Source organism: Demequina sp. NBRC 110055 (assembly GCF_002090135.1).
Classification (GTDB): domain Bacteria; phylum Actinomycetota; class Actinomycetes; order Actinomycetales; family Demequinaceae; genus Demequina.
Genome location: NZ_BBRL01000004.1, coordinates 458715 through 477193, shown reverse-complemented (window position 1 = coordinate 477193; position 18479 = coordinate 458715). Strand labels below are relative to the sequence as shown.

The window sequence follows — 18479 nt, the reverse complement described above, 5'->3', positions numbered from 1 at the left end:
CCGGCTCATGACTGGATGCGGATGGGCACCAGGAGGTAGCGGAACTCGGAGGCGAGGTCGCCGCCGGGCTCGGCAAGTCCGACGAACTCGACGGGCTTGGTCTCCTGCGTGAAGCCCAGCTGCACGTACTCCGTGCCGAGCGCGCCCAGGCCATCGAGCAGGTACTGGGGGTTGAACGCGACCGTGATGGCGTCTCCCTCGAGCGTGCACTCGAGCGCCTCCGACGCCTGGGCGTCGTCGGTCTGACCCGCGTCCAGCGTGACCTCGCCCTCGGCGAAGGCCAGGCGTACCGCGGAGTTGCGCTCCGCCACCAGCGACACGCGACGCGTCGCCTCGATCAGTTCAGTCGTCTTCACGACCGCCTTGATCGGGGTGTCATCGGGGAACAAGCGACGCACCTGGGGATAGTCACCGTCCATGAGCAGCGACGTGGTGACGAGGCCGCCTGCCTCGAAGCCGATGAGGTCCACGCCCTGGCCTGAGCTGAGCGCGACCGTGACGTCGCCAGCACCCAGCGCCTTGGCGGTGTCGGTCAGGGTTTTCGCACGCACCAGCGCGACGGACGAGATGTCCGACTTCGATGGCTTCCAGGTGAGCTCGCGCAGCGCGAGGCGGTAGCGGTCGGTCGCAAGCAGCGAAATGTGCGAGCCCTCGATCTCCATCCGCACGCCGGTGAGGATGGGCAGGGTCTCATCGCGCGACGCGGCGGAGGACACCTGGCTCACGGCCTGCTGCAACTGCGAACCGTCGATGGTGCCCGAGTGCTCGGGGAGCTCGGGCAGCGCGGGGTACTGGTCCACCGGCATGGTCGCGAGCGTGAAACGCGACGCGCCACACGTCACGGAAACCTTCGAGCCCTCGAGGGTGAAGTCCACGGGCTTGTGCGGAAGAGCGTTCGCGATCTCGCGCAACAGGCGACCGGAGACGAGCACCTCGCCGGACTGCTCGACGTCCGCGGCGAACTCGCCACGTGCGGAGACCTCGTAGTCGAAGCTCGCCAGGCGGACGGTGCCCGCGGCATCGGCATCAATGCGCACACCCGCAAGCACGGGAACGGGCGGTCGGGCCGGCACGGCGCGCGAGGTCCAGGCGACGGCGTCGGCCAACACGTCACGGTCGACGGTGAACTTCATGGGATCTCCTTCAGTCTGGCGCACAGACTACGCCACAGCGGTGACGTGACAAGTGACATCTCGCGCGGCGGCGGGCATTGGGGCGCGGGGCCAATGAAGGCCTGGTTGTGCATAGTGGAAGAACAAAAGGTGAGTCGTAGTCATAGGGTCCGTGGAATCTGGGGAGAACCACAAAAATCCCTGGCATCTGGCGTGATTCGGTTGTGAACGATCCGTGGACGGATCGCCGAACGAGTTCTTGTCATCCGTGGATGACGTTCCCAGAATCACAGAAGTTGTCATTCCGTCCACATGGAGTACACATCGTGTCAGACGGCCTATCCACGGGATTCCACAGATTTATCCACATGTGTGAAATTCGGGCCCGAGAGCCCTTGACGCGGCATGGAGACGCCCGATAACGGGCCTAGGAGGGCATGGCGAAGCCGCGACGGGTGGGATCGCCTCCCGGGGAGTCCGTCGCCCACGTGACATTCGTGCGAAGGCGCGCCACGGCATCGGCCGCAGACACGGCCACATCAGGGGCGAGTTAGCCGCGTGCCTGCTGCTTGATCCGCGCGTGGATCTCGTTGACCTGGTTGTACATCTGGCGGCGCTGCGCGATCTGGTCCTCGACCTTCTTGACCGCGTACATCACCGTGGTGTGGTCCTTGCCGCCAAAACTCTCGCCGATCTTGGGCAGGGACAGGTCAGTGAGTTGCCGGCATAGGTACATGGCGATCTGGCGAGCCGTGACGTAGACGCGCGAGCGCGAGGTACCCGTGAGCTCGTCCATCGAGATGCCGAAGTAATCGGCGGTGGTGCCGATGATCGAGGACGCGGTGATCTCCGAGTCGTCGTCGGAGATGAGGTCTTTCAGCACCACCTGCGCCAGCGACAGGTCGACGGGCTGCTTGTTGAGCGCCGCGAAGGCCGTGACGCGGATGAGCGCGCCCTCGAGCTCGCGAATGTTGCTGGTGATGTTCGAGCCGATGTACTCGAGCACGTCTCCCGGCGCCGCGACGTCGTCGGCCGCTGCCTTCTTGCGGAGGATCGCGATGCGGGTCTCGAGGTCAGGGGGCTGAACATCGGTCATGAGGCCCCACTCGAAGCGGGTACGCATGCGCTCCTCGATACCCGACAGATTGCGCGGGCTCACATCCGAGGTGATGACCACGTGCTTGCCGGCGTTGTGCAGGGCATTGAACGTGTGGAAGAACTCCTCGAGCGTCTGTTCCTTGCCCTGCAGGAACTGGATGTCGTCGATGAGGAGCACGTCGACCTCGCGGTACGTGCGCTTGAACGTGAGCGAGCGGTCGTCGCGAATCGAGTTGATGAAGTCATTGGTGAACTCCTCCGAGTTCACATAGCGCACGCGGGTTTGCGGCTTGAGGTGGCGCGTGTAGTGACCGATCGCGTGCAGCAGGTGTGTCTTGCCCAGCCCCGAGTCGCCATAGATGAACAGCGGGTTGTACGTCTTGCCCGGGCTTTCGGCCACGGCGAGCGCCGCGGCGTGCGCAAAACGGTTCGACGATCCGATGACGAACGTGTCGAACGTGTAGCGCGGGTTGAGGTGCGGGTCCTCGAACGACGGCGCCGCCGGTTGTTCTCGGACGGCCGATGCCGGGGCGGGGTGGGCGACCGGCTCATCGTCTTCGACCGGCGGGGGCGGGGGCTCGACCGACGAGTCGACGGTCACAGCGATGCGCACCTCGCGCCCCAGCAGGTCGGACAGCGCACGAGTGATGGGTTCGCGCAGCGTCCCCTCGACATAGTTCTTGGTGAAGTCCTGGGCGACCGCGAGGAAGACGTTGTCCTCGACCACGGCGAGCGGCTTGATGAGCCTGAGGAACGACCGGTTCTGCGCGGACAGCGCGTCGTCATCGGCCAGGTGCTGCCAGGTGCGGCTCCACAGGGAGTCGATGGACTCCACGTTGCCGGCGTCCTGATCCGCGGCCATCGGCCCTCCTTGCAGCGTGTGTCCACATAGTTGTACACAGGGGTTGAGGGGTTGTCACGCAACCGTTACCCCCGGCACGGCGTGTCGCTCCCCAGCGTGCGGGAGCGTGTGGTGGAGCCTATCTTGTTCACGGCTCGCGACCAATGTGGGAGCTGTGATTTGACCTGCCTCACGCGGGCGCGTAACGTTAGTGCGCTGATTTGACCATCACCACAACAACCGTCATGGAGTGACCCGTGAGCAAGCGGACCTACCAGCCGAACAACCGCAAGCGCGCCAAGACGCACGGCTTCCGCCTGCGCATGCGCACCCGCGCCGGACGCTCGATTCTCGCGTCGCGTCGCCGTAAGGGCCGCGGCAAGCTGTCGGCGTAAGAGGTGTTGCCGGCTCGCTCGCGCATGTCGGCGTCGGCGGACTTCCAGTCCGTCATGCGTCGAGGTGCCAAGAGCGGCCGCGCCACCGTCATCGTCTACCTCAGGCAAACCGGCTATGCGGAGAGCATCGCCGGTTTCGCTGTATCCAGAGCCGTGGGAGGTGCCGTGATGCGTAACCGCGTGAAGCGGCGCCTGCGCGCGATCATGGCCGACGCCTTGCCGACCCTTCCCCCCGGTTCTGGGGTAGTGATCCGTGCCTTGCCGCGCTCGGCCGACGTTGATTATGTCAAGTTGAGGCGGGATGTGCTCGACGCGCTCTCGACGGCGCAGCGCAAGGCGGCACTGGCATGAGCGCCGCTACTGGCGCTCGCGCCGCCATGCGTGTGCCCGCGCTGGCGCTCGCAGGACTCATTCGGCTCTACCAGCTGGTGATCTCCCCACTGACGGGACCCACCTGCAAGTACTATCCGAGTTGTTCCCACTATGGGTTGACTGCGGTGCGGCGCCACGGTGCCGTGCGGGGTGGGGCACTCGCTGTATGGCGGGTGTTGCGCTGCAATCCCTGGAGCAACGGAGGAGTGGACGACGTACCCGCCAAGGGTGAGCCACTCTTCAGACGCACGACCATGACCAGGCCGGAGGCAACCGCCTCCGCGACCGCAAACTAAGGACTGCACAGTTGGGCTTCCTCGACACGATCCTCTGGCCGCTCGAATGGGCCGTGGCCAACATCATGGTGCTGTGGCACTGGCTGTTCACCACCCTCGGCATGGACTCGGCGGGCGGCTGGGCGTGGTCGCTGTCGATCGTGGGCCTCGTGGTCACGATCCGCGTGATGCTGATCCCCCTGTTCGTGAAGCAGATCAAGGCATCCCGGGCGATGCAGATGATCGCTCCTGAGCTGCGCGCCATCCAGAACAAGTACAAGAACAAGAAGGACCAGGCATCTCGCGAGGCCATGAGCCGCGAGACCATGGAGCTGTACTCCAAGCACAAGACGAACCCGTTCTCGTCGTGCTTGCCGATGCTGATCCAGGCACCCATCTTCTTTGCGCTGTTCCGCGTGCTCAACTACCGCATTGAGGGCGTGGATGAGGCGCGCCCCATCGGCATGCTCACCACGGAACTGGCCGCCCAGGCGCACGATGCGACCATTTTCGGTGCTCAGCTGTCGGACACGTTCATCGGCTCCACTGACATCTCGACCAAGATCGTGTCCGCGGTGCTCATCGTCATGATGGTCGCGACGACGTTCACGACGCAGCGTCAGTTGACCCAGAAGAACATGCCGGCCTCGGCCCTCGAGGGCCCCATGGCGCAGCAGCAGAAGATCCTCATGTACGCGCTGCCCTTCATCTTCGTCATCACCGGCCCCAACTTCCCCGTTGGTGTCCTCATCTACTGGACCACGACCAACCTGTGGACCATGGGCCAGCAGTTCTACGTGATCCGCAACAACCCGACTCCAGGCTCCGAGGCCGAGCGCCAGCTCAAGGCTCGCAAGGAGGCGAAGGCCCGCAAGAAGGGCATCGTGATCGAGGGCACGTCCGAGGACACGACCACCAAGACCATCGAGGCGCAGCCGGTGAACCGCCAGCGTCAGCAGCCCAAGAAGGGCGGCTCGCGCGCCCAGCGCAAGAAGCAGGTGCCGGGTCAGAGCGCTAGCTCCCCGGCCTCCGATGATTCCGCCGACACCGACGGTGCCGGCTCCGACAAGAAGGACTCCGATGACTGACGACAGCAAGACCAGCCGCCTCGAGTCCGAGGGCGACATCGCCGCGGACTTCCTCGAGGAGCTGCTTGACATCCTCGACATGGACGGCGACATCGACATCTCCGTCGAGGCTGGCCGTGCGAAGGTGGCGATCGTCGCCGACGGTCCCAGCCAGGACCTCAAGCGACTGGTCGGTCCCGAGGGAGAGGTACTGGACGCTCTCCAGGACCTTGCACGGCTCGCTGTGCAGTCGGAGACCGGCGACCTGTCTCGCCTCATGCTCGACATTGCCGACTTCCGCGCGGGACGCCGTGAGCGTCTGGCGGAGCAGGCCCGCGAGGCGATCGCGCGTGTGCGCGAGAGCGGCCAGCGCGAAAGCCTTCCCGCGATGAACGCGTTCGAGCGCAAGGTCGTGCACGACGTGGTCCTCGAGGCGGGGCTGGCTTCGGAGTCCGAGGGTGAGGACCCGCAGCGTTACGTCGTGGTGCTGCCGGCGTCCTAACGCCTGTTTCACGTGAAACATGGGACGGAGGCGGCATGACTGAGGCAGACGGCACAGACGTCCCGGCCGAACTGCGCACTCTTGCGAACGATCCGCTCAACGGCGATGCGCGGCTAGCGGAGTACCTGGGGGACTCGTTCCCTCGAGTGCAAGCCTTCGCCGAGTTGCTCGCCGACCAAGGCGTTTTGCGCGGACTCATTGGGCCGCGGGAACTCACCCGGGTCTGGGAGCGCCACATCCTGAACTCAGCGGCGGTCGTGCCGTTCCTCGGAGAGGGAACGATCGTCGATGTTGGCTCGGGGGCCGGGCTGCCCGGAATGGTGATCGCTGCCATGTTGCCCGAGCGCCAGGTGGTCCTCGTGGAGCCGATGGAACGGCGCACGGCATGGCTCTTCGAGGCCGCCGAGCGATGTGGGATCGACAACGCGATTGTCGTGCGTGGCCGCGCGGAGGAAGTGCGGGAGAGCGTCGAGGCCGATGTGGTGACGGCGCGCGCGGTCGCCTCCATCGACAAGTTGGTGAAGTGGTGCGCTCCCCTACTCAGTGACACGGGATCGATGGCATTGCTCAAGGGGCGCACGGCCCCGGACGAACTCGAGCGCGCCAAGTACGTCTTGCGTAAGGCGAAGCTTGCGGGTCAGGTACACCAGGCCGCCACCATCGACGGAGTGGAACCGACTACTGTCGTGGCGCTGACCCGCTCCGCGTAATCCTCCCGTCGACTCCGCGCCGTTTCACGTGAAACCGTGACTGGTCGCTCCCACGGTCGCCTCCCGAACTTGCCGATCGCCCGCCATTGTTTCACGTGAAACAGAAGAGAAGGCGCGTCGCGACACCGGCTGATCCTGGGACAGGACGGCCAATGTTTCACGTGAAACTCCCCAGGCCGGTGCGGATTGGGCGCGACTCGCCGACCTCGCTTCGCACCCAGCGCACGGCGTTCATGTCGCGTTTCCCCACCTTTGTCCACACGTCATTTGTGCGGGAAATTGCAGTTCCCCACATTGTTATCCACAGTCGCAAATGATCTGCCACCGGGCCCCCGGCACATGCTCTGAGGGCTCTGGAGGCACCGCCAAGGCCGTCACATTCTGCGATGAGTCTCAGCCAAATAGGGGTAGAGTCATGACCCTACCGACACCCCGCGCGGGTGTTGTTTCACGTGAAACCCCACGAGCTCTGAAGGAGAGTGTGTGAGCCACGAGGTGAACGCGGCGACGCAGCCGGGAGCGGCAGCGACAGCCGAGGAGACCGAGGTTTCACGTGAAACAGGGGACGCCTTCAGCGCCTTCGACGAGGGGGACGACAGTCCTCTTGCGCGCGAGATGATCGCGACCGAGCGTCAGCGGCAGGCACTCCACGATGCCGAGTTCCCGCGCCCGTCACAGACGAGGGTGGTGGTGGTGTCCAATCAGAAGGGCGGGGTGGGGAAGACCACTACCTCCGTGAACGTTGCTGCCGCGCTGGCCCAGAAGGGCGCCAACGTGCTCGTGATCGATGCCGATCCACAAGGCAACGCGTCAACGGCGTTGGGCGTCGACCACCACGCAGGTACCCCAAGCATCTACGATGTGTTGCTCGACGACGTACCGATCCACAAGGTCGCTCAACGATGCCCCGATATCGACACCCTGTGGTGCGTGCCGGCAACGATCGATCTGGCGGGCGCGGACATCGAACTCGTCTCGGTGGTGAGCCGCGAGTACCGACTGCAACGCGCGGTCGCTGATCTTCTCGACGGCCCCGGCAAGAATCTCGACTACATCTTCATCGACTGCCCGCCCAGCCTGGGACTGCTCACGCTGAACGCGATGGTCGTGGCACAAGAGGTGCTCATCCCGATCCAGTGCGAGTACTACGCGCTCGAGGGGCTGACGCAGCTCATCAACACGGTGGAAATGGTGCGCAAGCACCTCAACAAGGACCTCCACCTGTCGACCATCGTCCTCACGATGTTCGACGGGCGTACCAACCTCGCCAGGGAAGTGGCGCACGAGGTGCGCACGCACTTCCCACGTCAAACACTCGAGCAGACCGTACCGCGATCGGTACGGGTCTCCGAGGCACCGAGTTTCGCCCGCACGGTGATCACCCACGATCCGCATTCGAGCGGTGCGGTGGCGTACATGAGCGTGGCGAAGGAGATTGCCGAGCGCGGCCGGCAACGTGACAACGAAAGGGGACAGGCATGAGCGGCACCAGGAGGGGTCTGGGACGAGGCCTCGGAGCCCTGATTCCCGAGCAGCCCGCACCGGGTTCGGCGCCCGCTAAGGAGCGCCCTCACGATGTCTTCTTTGCCTCGAGTGCCGCGGCACCCGAAGCGACCACCGCCGACACCCAAGACGACGGCCTCCTGCCCGTACCAGGAGCCACCTTTGCGCACCTCGACCCGCGTGAGGTAACGCCGAACCCGCGTCAGCCCCGCGCGGTCTTCGATGAGGACGCGCTGGCTGAGTTGGTGGGGTCGATCAAAGAGATCGGCGTCCTGCAGCCCATCGTGGTCCGACGTAAGCCCGAAGGCGGCTATGAGCTCATTATGGGTGAGCGTCGCCTGCGCGCCTCGAAGGAGGCGGGCATCGACGCGATCCCCGCCATCGTGCGCGACACGGAAGACGTCGACATGCTGCGCGACGCCCTGGTCGAGAACCTCCACCGCTCACAGCTCAACCCGCTCGAGGAGGCAGCCGCCTACCAGCAGCTCCTCGAGGACTTCGGTATTACCCACGAGCAACTCGCGAGCAAGATCTCACGGTCGCGCCCGCAGATCTCCAACACCCTGCGCCTGCTGCGCCTCCCCCCGGTGGTGCAGCGCCGTGTGGCCGCGGGAGTCCTGTCCGCTGGCCACGCGCGTGCGCTGCTCGCCTTGGAGGATCCGGCTGCGATGGAGGCACTCGCTCAGCGCATCGTGGCCGAGGGGCTGTCCGTCCGTGCCACCGAAGAAGCCGTGACGCTTGGCGTCGACAAGCCCCGTGCGAAGCGCGGCACCGTGCGCTCCGGAGGACGCACGGAGGCGCTGGACGACCTCGCCTCGCGCCTCGGGGACCGCTTCGACACCAGGGTCAAGGTGGCTTTGGGCAAGTCGAAGGGACGCATCACCATCGAGTTTGCGACGGTGGACGACCTCAATCGCATCATTCACGAACTCTCGCCGGAGGACCCCGGAGTGCTCGCCTCTGCCGCCGCCACCGGGCCGGACGCTACAGCGTAGGCGCAATCTCAGGTATCAACCCTGGTAAATAGCCTACTCGCGGTCGTAGGCCGCTGCTGCGATCGACCGATAGACCTCCGTCAACGACCGACCCGACGCCTCGACCGACTGAGGCAGGAGCGACGTCTCGGTCAGCCCCGGCGTGACGTTGACATCGATGACCTGTGCAATGCCCTGGTCGTCGAGGATGATGTCGACGCGGGAGAGGTCCCTGAGGCTCAGGTTGCGGTGCACGGCCAGCGCCGTCCGGGCGACCGTGGCTGCATCGTCAGGGGTGAGCCGCGCGGGCACGAAGTACTCCACGCGGCCAGGGTTGTACCGGGCATCGTAGTCGTAGGCACCCTCGGCCTGGATTTCGACGGCGGGGAGCGCCTCGGCGTCATCGCCCGTGCCGAGAATCGAGACAGCCACCTCCGTGCCCGTCACCGCGGCCTCGATGAGTGCTGTGTCGCCGTAGGCAAAGCAGTGCACTAGGGCCCGTGAGAGCTGGTCCCGCTCCGTGACGAGCGAGACGCCCAGGGCGGAGCCGCCGCGTGCGGGCTTCACCACGACTGGGAGTCCCATGCGGTCCACGATCGCGTCGATGACGTGCTCGGCGCCCACCTCGCGGAAGAGCGACTGCGGCAGGGTCACGTACTCGGGGGTGGCGATGCCGTCGCGGGCGAAGATGGCCTTCGCGACGGATTTCACCCACGCCACGCGGGCCTCGCGCGCGCGAGTGCCCACGTACGGGACCCCGAGTAGTTCAAGCAGTCCCTGCAGGGAGCCATCCTCGCCCGAAGCCCCGTGGAGCATCGGCCAGACGACTACGTCCTCGCGGCCTCGCAGCAAGGGAATCAAGGACGAGTCAACATCGTGCAAAGAAACCTTGACGCCCGCGTCACGGAGTTCCTCCTGAACGCGCCGCCCTGACCTCATCGAGACGTCGCGTTCGTGCGACAGTCCACCGGCCAGCACCATCACGTCCATGTCAACACTCCTTCGTAGCGGTCGCAAAGCGGTCAATTCAGGCGAGATCGGGGGAGGGGAAGTCCACGGAGTCGCTCGGCGGTTCCCCGCCCGTCCCGAAGATCCGCACGGTCTCCATCTCGGCGTCGATCACGGTGGCGAGCCGGCGCACGCCCTCGCGGATGCGCTCCGGGGTGGGGTAGCAGAACGACAGCCGCATGTAATCGCGGCCTTGGCCGTCGGCATAGAAGGCGGTACCGGCGACGTACGCCACCCGTGCGGTGACCGCGCGCGGCAGCATGGACTTCGCGTCGAGTCCCTCGGGCAGCTTGACCCACACGTAGAAGCCGCCGTCGGGGACGTTCCATGAGGCCTCGGGGATGTGTTCCTCGAGCGCGGAGATCATCGCGTCTCGGCGATCCCGGTACTGCTCGCGGAACTTCTTGATCTGGCCTTGCCAGTCGAAGTGCTCCAGATAGGCCCTGATGGCGAGCTGAGAGGCGTTGGACGGAGACAAAATCGCGGCCTCGGAGGCGAGCACCAACTTCTCGCGCACCGCGTGCGGCGCCACGGCCCACCCCACCCGATAGCCGGGCGCAAAGGTCTTCGAGAAAGACCCCAGGTAGATCACGCCGTCCTCGCTTAGCGACCGCATGGCGGGTAGCGGCTCCGAGTCGAAACCGAGCAGTCCGTACGGGTTGTCTTCAAGGATCAGCACGCCGTGGCGCTGGCAGATCTCGACCACCTGGGGGCGGCGCTCCATGGTGAGGGTGACACCGCCGGGGTTGTGGAAGTTCGGCACCGTGTAGAGGAACTTCACGCGCCGTCCCGCGGAGGCCAGCTCGCCCAGGGTGCGATCCAAGGCCTCCGGGATGAGACCATCGGCGTCCATCGGCACGTGCACCACGTCGGCCTCGTGCGCGCGGAAGACGCCGAGCGCGCCCACGTACGAGGGCGCCTCCGCCACCACCACGTCGCCGGGGTCGAGGAAGATCGTCGACACCAGGTCGAGTGCCTGCTGTGAGCCGGTGGTGACCACGACATCGTCCGGGTGCGCCGAGATGCCCTCGAGCGCCATCACCTGCGTGATCTGCTCGCGCAGGCCCTCGTCGCCCTGGCCCGAGCCGTACTGCAATGCCACCTCGCCCTGCTCCACGATGAGGCGCTGCGCCATGGCACCCAGTTCCTCGAGCGGAAGGCCGCCGATGTAGGGCATACCGCCGGCGAGCGAGACCACCTCGGGTCGGCTCGCGACGGAGAAGAGAGCTCGGATCTCGGACGCGCGCATTCGGTGTGCGCGCGCGGCGTAGGAATCGAACCAGGGGTCGAGTCGCGTGCCGGGAGTGTCCGAGGTGCTCATGGGGGTCATCTTTCCATGCCCGGCAGGGGCCGGAATGCGTGAAGCCGGGGCCAACTGGCCCCGGCTTCACGGTCCGGATGGCCGATGCGTTACGCGAGGGCCTCGTCGAACAGTTCCGTGAGCGCGGGCTTGGGCCGGGCACCCACGACGGACTTCACGACCTCGCCGTTCTTGAAGAACGCCATGGTCGGAATGGACGTCACGCCGTACGCCATGGCGAGCGACGGGTTCGCGTCGGTGTCCACCTTGACCACCTTGAGGCGTCCGGCGTACTCCTCGGCCAACTCGTCCAGCAGGGGCGCGACGGCGCGGCACGGGCCGCACCAGGCGGCCCAGAAGTCCACGACCACCGGAACCGACGACTCCAGCACCTCGGCCTTGAACGAGTCCTCGGTGGCCGCGACGGGCTCGGCGGGCAGCGCGGCGGCGGGTGCCTCCTTGGGCGCCGCGACCTCGGCGACCTCCGTGGCCTCGGCATCGGCCAACGAGTCGAGGTAGTGCTGCGCGTCGAGCGCGGCGGAGCAGCCCGATCCTGCGGCCGTGATGGCCTGGCGGTAGCGGTTGTCGACCAGGTCGCCGCAGGCGAAGACGCCCTCGACGTTGGTCGCGGTGGTGCGGCCAACGACCTGCACGTAACCCTCGGCGTCGGTGTCGACGACGCCGGTGACGAGCTCGGAGCGCGGGATGTGGCCGATCGCGACGAACATGCCGGTGGCGGGGATGGTCGACTCGACGCCCGTAACGTTATCGCGCACGTGAACGCCGGAAAGCTTCGCGTCGCCCTCGAGGCCGATCACGTCCGCGTTCCACACGAACTCGATCTTGGGGTCGTTCTTGGCGCGGTCGGCCATGATCTTCGAGGCGCGCAGCTCGTCGCGACGGTGCACGATCGTGACCTTCGAGGCGAAGCGGGTCAGGAACGTCGCCTCCTCCATCGCGGAGTCGCCGCCGCCAATGACGACGACCTCCTGGTCACGGAAGAAGAAACCGTCGCATGTGGCGCACCAGGAGACGCCCTGGCCCGAGAGGCGCTTCTCGTCCTCGAGCCCCAGCTCGCGGTAGGCGGAACCGGTGGCGAGGATGACGGCCTTGCCGGAGAAGGTCTGACCCAGGCCGGTCGTGACGGTCTTGACGGGCCCCTCGAGGCTCATCTCCGTGACGTCGTCGAAGAGAATCTCGGCGCCGAAGCGCTCGGCCTGGCCCTGCAGCGTCTCCATCAGCTCGGGGCCCTGGATACCCTCCACGAAGCCGGGGAAGTTCTCGACCTCGGTGGTGTTCATGAGCGCACCGCCGGCGGTCACGGAGCCGGCAACCACGAGGGGGTTCAGGCCCGCGCGGGCGGCGTAGATGGCGGCGGTGTAACCGGCGGGGCCGGATCCAACAATGATCACGTTGCGAGTGTCGCTCACGGGGGTTCCTTCAGAAGGGTTTCAGATGCGGGTGAGTACCCGGGTGCGTAACAGATCGTAGGGGCCGGTTGTTCCGCGCTTCAACACGCGACCGCGGCCCCCGGCATCACCCCTCGTCCGAAGCCGACGGCGAGGGCTCGGGCGAGAAGGTGAACTCGGGGTAGGCCGGAGATGGCGAGGACGGCACGTAGCCCTCGGGCGCGGTGATGGTGGTGAGCGTGCTGAAGGCGACGATCGCGATGACGATGATCGCGACGACGGCGAGGCCCAGGATGAGAGGGCCTGCGTTGAACGGTGCAGGTTGGTTGGCCCGTTCGCGAGCCCGTTCGAGCGCTGAGGTCACCGACTGCGAGCGCGGGAACCACCCGTGCAGCCGGGACAGCAGGATCTGCCACACGCCGCCCGCCCGGCGGGCGTGCTGATCCGCGACGATCTCGTCGAGCATCTCGAGCGGCGCATCCTTGGGATGGGGCTCGATGCGCTCCTCGGCCGGTGCGTGGCCGGGAGCCGATGCCGTGGCCGGCTCGGGGGACGCCGTCGCCGGGGCTGCGGCTTCGGTCGAGGGCGCCGTGGCAGGTGCGGAGGGAGAAGCGGCGCTCGGCGGGGTCGGTGCCGACACGGGAGTGGGAACGGATGGTGGCGTCGCGGGCGACGGTGTGGTGGGCGACGGCGCCGAGGCGCGCTGACCCGAGGCTGCGGCACGCAGCGCGCGGGCATCGGCCGTTCCCATCGTGCGAGAGATCTCCGCCAGGGTGGTCGGAGGATCGCCCGCAATGACAGCCAGCACGAGCGAGGTGCCCGCGGAACCGAGACCCTCGGGGACATCCGCGGCCGTCAACGTCGCGGCATCGGCCCCCGTGACAGCGCGCGCGTAGATCGCCGCGAGGGCCGCCGCGTCGCCGGCCTCGGTGGGCGCCGCGGACGTGTCACGCCCGATGACGCCATCGACGCCGAGCCCCGTGACGAGCACGCGGCCGCTGGGCGTGACCATCAAGGCGGCGGGACGGAGGTGACCGTGGTGCACGCCCTCCAGTGCGGCGACCTCCAGTGCTCGGGCGGCCTCACCCACGAGGGTCGCGGCGGCAGCAGGGGTCAAAGGATCGGCGCCTACGAGGGTCGATGCCTGCGTACCGCGCGGCCGCTCCGTCACGATATAGGTGGCGTTGCCGTCGTCGTCGCGGTGGATGCCTGAGGACAACACACGGGGGAAGCGGGCGTCGCGCACCTTCGCGATCGACGCGGCCGCATTGCGGGCGGCATCGGCCCGCGCACTCGTCAGGATGTCGAGATTCACGCGCTGCGCCAGCCGAGTGTCGTCCGCCACCCAGCGCTCGATCCCTGCCAGGTCGTGGCGAACCGGGTGGAGCAACGTGAAACGGCGACCGATCGTCGTCCCGGCAAGCACCGTGCTAACCCCCTGAGTGTCGCGAGTGAAGAAACCTCATCCTACGTGGGGCCCGCGACATTGACGGCCTGCTATTCGGCGTCAGCGGCGCGAACCGCCCGGCAGGCGCCGCAGCGCGGGCGCGAGCACGGCGTCGAGTTCGCTCACGCGCAGGACGCGCATCACGCCGATGTAGACCGCGAGCATGGCCACGCCCGCCAGCACGACCCACACCGCCGCGGTGAAGAACCCGCCCCATCCCGAGAGGTCGGCGACATCGGGCGCGAGGCGCATGACAAGCCAGCCGATCGCTCCCGCGACGAGAGCGCCCAGCAGTGCCTTCGCATGCAAGGTCAGGACGCGGCGCCCGTCCAGACCGCCCAGTCGGCGGCGCAGGCCACCCGCCCGCAGGATCATCCCGGTGTAGTTCGAGACTGCGAGGCCGAGCCCCACGCCCACCGTCCACCAGCGCGGATCGGCAAACGCCTGGACCAGGTAGGCGGTGCCGATCCAGGCGATCGTCATCGGGATCTGCATGACGAAGATTGCGCGGGCGTCCTCGAGGGCGAAGTACAGGCGCTTGAACAGGACCGTGGCACCCAAGGGGACGAGCCCCAGGGTCATCGCGATCATGATTGCCGAGATCGACTGCACCTCGGCGACGGTCGCAGTGGGGAGCGCCATCCGCACCAGGTACTGCGACACTACGATCATCGCGACGGTCGCGAACACGGTGAACGCACCGGCCGACCGCAGGCCCTGCGAGAGGTCACGACGAAGCCCATCGATGTCGCGCACCGCGGCGTGACGCGCCATCGCGGTGTACATGGCGGTCACCAGCGAAATCGTCACCAAGGAGTGGGGCACGATGTACAGGGACAAAGCCTGGAAGTAGGCCATGTTTCCCGCGATGGTCGGGTCGATGCCGCCGTCGGGAAGGACCTGCGCCGCCGCCGACACCTGGGTCACCAGCGCGACGCCTACCTGCTCGAGCACGACGGCGCCGAGCGACCAGGCGGCGATGGTGCCGATGCCGGAGAGCTCGCCCCGGGGGCCGCGCCACTGCCACCGCCAGTGGTAGCCGCCGCGCACGAGCGGGATGAACAGGATCAGGGCCTGAGCGGCGATGCCCAGGGTGGCGACCCCGGCGAGCAAGGCGATGCGATCGGGCGTCCACAGGGCGCTGACCTCGGTGAGGCTCTCGCCCGCGGGTCCCGGCTCGACGTACTCGCCGAAGATCACCAGGAATGCGACCAGTCCCGCGATCGACACGATGTTATTGAGGACGGGTGCCCACATGAACGGGCCGAACTGTTCGCGGGCGTTGAGCACCTGGCCCAGCAGCGTGTACAGGCAATAGAAGAACAGTTGAGGGATGCACCAGTATGAGAAGGCGACGGCGAGCGCGGTCAGCTGCGGCGGCCAGTCGTCGGTGTAGAGCTCGACCCACACCGGCGCGAGCAGGGTCGCGGCCACGGTGACCGCGAGGGAGATGACCGTGCCGATCGTGAGGATGCGGTCCACCGTGCGCTTGCCGCCCTCGCGCTGAAAGGCGCGCACGATTTGCGGCACCAGCACGGCATTGAGCACGCCGGCCGCGAGAATCGCGAACATGGCGTTGGGGAGGCGGTTGGCGATGTCGTAGGCATTCGCGGCGGCCGCGTTGACCCCGATGACCGCCACCAACAGCGCGTTGCGGACGAAGCCCAGGAGCCTGGAGACGGCGGTGCCGGACGCCATGATCGCCGTGTTGCGGGTGATCGAACGCCGCGGCTTGCCCCCCAGTGTGCGGCCGTCGTCGGCCGGCGAGACCTCGTCACTCACGGCGGGTGTCCTCACCCTGGTCGGGGGACGCGGAAGCGTCGTCAGCTGCGGCATCGGCCACCGTCAGGTCGTCTCCGTCGGGCTCGGTCTCGGGCGCCACAAGCGGGACCTCGGAGGGGCCGAGCCTGGTGTCCTTGCGGCCGCGGCGGATGGTGCGGATGACGCCGGCGGCCATCAGCAGAACCAAGAGCACAGTGAAGACGGCTGCGCCGGCCGTGCCCCAATCCGCGCGGACGCGGATGTCGAAGGTCTGGAGGGGAGACAGGAGGTCGCCGCCGGGGCTCTCGACCCCCACCACGACGGTCACGTTGGCGGTCGACACGGCGGAGACGGGCACCAGCGCGGTGGCCTCGAGCCCGGCGCCCACGGTGATGGTCGGCGACGACTCCACGATCAGGTTGGGCGAATTGCTGTCCATGTTGACGGTCACCGTGACGTCGCGGTCGAGGGCGTTCATCACCGTGATGGGCACGTCGCCCGAATCGGCGAGCAGGTTGAGGTCCGAACCCTCGGCGATGGTGACGGCGCCGAGGGTCGCCTGTGCCCCCGCGAGGGCCGTATTGAACGAGCCCTCACGCAGGGCCGATGCTGTCCTCGCCTCGGTCGTGACGCCCGCGACGAGCCCCGCGCCCCATGCGTCGAGCGCATCGGCGGGACGCTCGACGGTGGACGAGAACGTGGTGAGGTCGGCCAGGGCGTCGACCAGCGCGGTGACGTCCTCGGCGGCGAGGTCACCGTCCGTGCCCGCCGTCGCCGGAAGCTCGGCCGGCGCGGGGTCGGCGGACGTGGCCAGGTCGGCGATCGTGGACGGCGTCACCCACGGTGCGTCGAGCAGGGTCTCGACAAGGCGGCTCGTCCTGGGCGTGATGGCACCCTCGCTGCCCACGCTGACGATCACCTGCGACTGACCGAGCGCCGACGCGGCGAGCAGGACGCCGGGGACTGCCGGGTCCGCGGCGGCAGTCGACACAATCTCGGTCAGCACGCGGTCGGGGACGATGAGGGGGGCCGAGGCGCCGTCGACCGCATTCACGGTGGACTCGAGGGAATCGAGCCCCACCGTGCCGGGCCCGGCCAACGCGGCCAGGGCCCCGGCCTCGCTAGCGAGGGTCACGGAGGAGGTGTCCGCCACCGGCATCGGGGCGAGCAGGGGCATCGCCGACAGGGGCAGCACGCTCGCGCCGCTGGGGCGCTGCGCCGCGAACTCGTACAGCGCTGCGCCGTCGCCGTGGGCGAGTGAGGTGACGTCCGGGTCGCCGGCGGGAAGACGGAGGACCTCGCGGGTGAGCAGGCCGTTGTCGAAGACCATCGCGTTGGTGAGCTGGGTGGGATCGACGGCGATCGCGACGCCGTCCAGGTCGGTGTCGGCGAGCGACGAGGAAACCTCAAGGGGCGATCCCTGGGCCACGGCGAGGACAGCGACATCGACCCCGGGCACCTCGGCATCGGCCCACGTCACCGCACCCGCGCTCACGACGACCTCGCCGTCCGGGGTCTCGAGGGTGACCGCGACGCCATAGACACCCCACTCGTCCGCGGGCAGGTCGAGCGCCTCGGCGTCGGCCTCCGCGGTGAGGATGGTGGCGGCGCCGGGCTCGATGGTGGCGCCGGGCAGCGGGTCCGTGTCGGCCGCGCCGTCGGCCGCGGTCGTGTCGTCAGTGGAGTCGTCGGTAGCGTCCTGATCGGTCGCGTCGGGGTCAGCGGCGTCGGGATCCTCGACCACCTCTGGGGCACGCACAACCTCGGTGGTCGCCACCACTGCGGGGTCGTCGAGGAAGGTGGCGAGCGCGTCAGTCGACTCAAGCGGGGCATCGGTGAGCGACACCACCACCTGCACGCCCTCAAGCGGATCGGTGCCCCCATTACGCGCGGTCACCGATGCGGTGAGGGCGTCCCCGTCACGTAGCACCGCTGGCGACACGGAACGTAGTTGGCCTTCGAGGGCCGCGACATCGGTCGCGAGGGGAAGGGCCGATGCCGCGGCTGGCTCGGTCGCCTCGGTCGCGCCTGCGGCGGGCGCCACCGCCAGGCCACACGCCGCGAGCGTCAGCGCGGCCGCGGCAAAGCTGCGGATCACGGCTCGATCGCGAGCAGGTCGACGGCCACCTGGGCCATCTTGCGCTCGTTGGGGAACGCGAGGCGCTGGCACAGGTCGGATACCGCGATCCATTCGGCCACCTCCGCCTCGTGATCCGGGTCGTTCTCCGTCGTGATGCGTCCGCCCTTCGCCTCGAGGAGGTAGTGGTGCACCACCTTGTGCACACGACGGTCATCGCCGGTAAACCAGTAGTCGATCACGCCGATGGGGCGGATGATCTCCGCATCGATCCCGGTCTCCTCGGCGACTTCGCGGATGGCGGCCTCCTGCGGAGTCTCTTGACCCTCGATGTGGCCCTTGGGCAGGCACCATTCGAGCTTGCCGGCCCGGTTGCGCCGGCCGATGCAGGCGGCGAAGGCGACGCCGTCGACCACCATGATCGCGATCCCGCCCGCGGAGGTCTCGTTCGACACCGGGAGCTGCGCCGCCCGGTGTGCCGCGTTCTCACGTCGGCGCCGCAGCGCCGAGCCGCCGGGTGGCGGCGGCGCCGGGATGGGGCGCGGAACGGGCGGACGGGACATGCGCCAACTCTAACGAGCCGGGCCGCACCCGCGGCGCACCGGCACCCCACGGCGGGGCACCCGCG

17 protein-coding genes are annotated in these 18479 nt (G+C 67.7%); 8 read left to right on the top strand and 9 right to left on the bottom strand.

All coding sequences use genetic code 11. From position 1 onward, the window contains the following. Positions 1–5 precede the first annotated feature (5 nt). Positions 6–1133, bottom strand: a complete 1128-nt coding sequence (gene dnaN / locus B7K24_RS02265) for a DNA polymerase III subunit beta (protein ID WP_084128422.1) — start codon at positions 1131–1133, stop codon at positions 6–8. A 529-nt stretch (positions 1134–1662) separates the two neighbouring features. After that, a complete protein-coding gene (dnaA, locus tag B7K24_RS02260) occupies positions 1663–3072 on the bottom strand; it encodes a chromosomal replication initiator protein DnaA (RefSeq protein ID WP_084128421.1) in 1410 nt (469 codons plus the stop codon). A gap of 236 nt (positions 3073–3308) precedes the next feature. Here dnaA and rpmH point away from each other — a divergent pair, with 236 nt between their 5' ends. The 8 genes from rpmH (at position 3309) to B7K24_RS02220 (ending at position 8870) form a co-directional block, all read left to right on the top strand. Continuing rightward, positions 3309–3446: a 50S ribosomal protein L34 gene (gene rpmH / locus B7K24_RS02255; protein ID WP_084079500.1), complete on the top strand. Its 138-nt coding sequence runs from the start codon at positions 3309–3311 to the stop codon at positions 3444–3446. Between the two features lie 3 nt (positions 3447–3449). Continuing rightward, a complete protein-coding gene (rnpA, locus tag B7K24_RS02250; protein WP_084128420.1) occupies positions 3450–3797 on the top strand; it encodes a ribonuclease P protein component in 348 nt (115 codons plus the stop codon). Positions 3798–3823: 26 nt separating this feature from the next. After that, positions 3824–4114, top strand: a complete 291-nt coding sequence (gene yidD / locus B7K24_RS02245; protein ID WP_084129214.1) for a membrane protein insertion efficiency factor YidD — start codon at positions 3824–3826, stop codon at positions 4112–4114. Positions 4115–4125: 11 nt separating this feature from the next. Then, positions 4126–5181 carry a membrane protein insertase YidC gene (gene yidC / locus B7K24_RS02240; protein ID WP_084128419.1) on the top strand — a complete coding sequence of 352 codons (1056 nt, stop codon included), beginning with the start codon at positions 4126–4128 and terminating at the stop codon, positions 5179–5181. Further along, positions 5174–5662, top strand: coding sequence for a R3H domain-containing nucleic acid-binding protein (locus B7K24_RS02235; RefSeq protein WP_084099913.1), 489 nt, complete (start codon positions 5174–5176; stop codon positions 5660–5662). The genes yidC and B7K24_RS02235 overlap by 8 nt, the downstream gene beginning before the upstream one ends. Before the next feature lie 35 nt (positions 5663–5697). Continuing rightward, a complete protein-coding gene (gene rsmG, locus B7K24_RS02230; protein WP_084128417.1) occupies positions 5698–6372 on the top strand; it encodes a 16S rRNA (guanine(527)-N(7))-methyltransferase RsmG in 675 nt (224 codons plus the stop codon). A 483-nt stretch (positions 6373–6855) separates the two neighbouring features. Continuing rightward, a complete protein-coding gene (locus B7K24_RS02225) occupies positions 6856–7854 on the top strand; it encodes a ParA family protein (protein ID WP_234986517.1) in 999 nt (332 codons plus the stop codon). Beyond that, a complete protein-coding gene (locus tag B7K24_RS02220; RefSeq protein ID WP_084128416.1) occupies positions 7851–8870 on the top strand; it encodes a ParB/RepB/Spo0J family partition protein in 1020 nt (339 codons plus the stop codon). The genes B7K24_RS02225 and B7K24_RS02220 overlap by 4 nt, the downstream gene beginning before the upstream one ends. Positions 8871–8903: 33 nt before the next feature. On the opposite strand, the gene B7K24_RS02215 is transcribed toward B7K24_RS02220, so the two are convergent. From B7K24_RS02215 to B7K24_RS02180, 7 genes are all read right to left on the bottom strand, one after another. Further along, entirely contained in the window at positions 8904–9839 is a 936-nt protein-coding gene (locus B7K24_RS02215; protein ID WP_084128414.1) for a D-alanine--D-alanine ligase, read from the bottom strand. A gap of 37 nt (positions 9840–9876) precedes the next feature. After that, positions 9877–11187, bottom strand: coding sequence for a PLP-dependent aminotransferase family protein (locus B7K24_RS02210; protein WP_084128412.1), 1311 nt, complete (start codon positions 11185–11187; stop codon positions 9877–9879). Positions 11188–11267: 80 nt separating this feature from the next. After that, a complete protein-coding gene (trxB, locus tag B7K24_RS02205) occupies positions 11268–12587 on the bottom strand; it encodes a thioredoxin-disulfide reductase (protein WP_084128410.1) in 1320 nt (439 codons plus the stop codon). Positions 12588–12693: 106 nt separating this feature from the next. Next, positions 12694–13992, bottom strand: a complete 1299-nt coding sequence (locus tag B7K24_RS02200) for a hypothetical protein (RefSeq protein ID WP_084128409.1) — start codon at positions 13990–13992, stop codon at positions 12694–12696. 81 nt (positions 13993–14073) lie between these two features. Next, complete coding sequence (gene murJ, locus B7K24_RS02195; RefSeq protein ID WP_159449114.1) at positions 14074–15795, bottom strand: murein biosynthesis integral membrane protein MurJ; 1722 nt, start codon at positions 15793–15795, stop codon at positions 14074–14076. Then, entirely contained in the window at positions 15788–17872 is a 2085-nt protein-coding gene (locus B7K24_RS13195; RefSeq protein ID WP_144268071.1) for a DUF6049 family protein, read from the bottom strand. Before B7K24_RS13195 ends, murJ begins: the two co-directional genes overlap by 8 nt. After that, positions 17869–18414, bottom strand: coding sequence for an NUDIX hydrolase (locus B7K24_RS02180; protein ID WP_084128401.1), 546 nt, complete (start codon positions 18412–18414; stop codon positions 17869–17871). The genes B7K24_RS13195 and B7K24_RS02180 overlap by 4 nt, the downstream gene beginning before the upstream one ends. Positions 18415–18479 lie beyond the last annotated feature (65 nt).